General features: G+C 65.6%; 1 pseudogene. It reads right to left on the bottom strand.

Going from position 1 to position 808, the window contains the following annotated elements:
* Positions 1–808, bottom strand: a pseudogene (locus STSP_RS19145) (Tat pathway signal sequence domain protein); the annotation flags it as partial.

Here is an 808-nt window from a genome sequence, read left to right as displayed (position 1 = left end):
AGGAGCTTCTTGTACCAGTCGCGCAGCTTGTCACCGCCGGAGGACTTCCAGGTGGAGATGGCCTGCTGCACGTCGGACAGCTTCTTGTTGCCGCGCACGAAGTCGATCTCCAGCTGCTCGAACTGGCTGGAGAGGGTGGCGTAGCGGGTCGGCTCGACGATGTTCATGCCGAACGTGGACGTCTTCTTCACGAAGGCACCCTGCCGCTGCTGCCACTCCACCTGCTTGCGGGCGATCTCGGGGAAGTCGGGGTGGGCGGTGTAGGGAGCCGGGGCCGCCAGCAGCACCCAGGCGTTGTTCACCTCCTGGATACCCCGATCGTTCTTGACCGGGACACCGTCCTTGACCGTGTAGTGGGTGCCCTCGACGCCGAAGTCGACGAACATCCGCTCCTTGGTGCCGTAGGGCGCTGCCGCGAAGTTGGCGGCGGCCAGCGCGTTCTCGATCGTCTCCTTCGAGGCGCCCTTGCGGATCATCGACCAGATACCGGCGGGCTGGCCGGCATACAGCGTCGGGTTGCCGCCGTCGGCGCCGAAGTAGTCCATGCCATCGATCTCGAAGTCCGGGTTGGACTTGGCCTGTTCGGCGGTCTTGCCCCACCAGTCGGCCGTGTTGCCGTTGTAGACCAGGACCTGCCCAGCGGTGAACCGCTGGCCCACGTCGCCCGTGTTCGCCTTGTCGTCGGGATGGACCACACCCGCGGCGAACAGCTTGCGCACCCACTCCAGATGTTCGAGGTACTCAGGGTGCTCAATGCGGTACGTCAGCTTGCCGTCGTCCCCGATGTTCCAGCCGAGCGACCCGGCGG

This window comes from Streptomyces jeddahensis (assembly GCF_001642995.1).
GTDB classification, from domain to species: Bacteria; Actinomycetota; Actinomycetes; order Streptomycetales; family Streptomycetaceae; genus Streptomyces; species Streptomyces jeddahensis.
The sequence above is the reverse complement of the archived record's forward strand: the minus strand, read 5'-3'. Positions and strand labels throughout refer to the sequence as shown.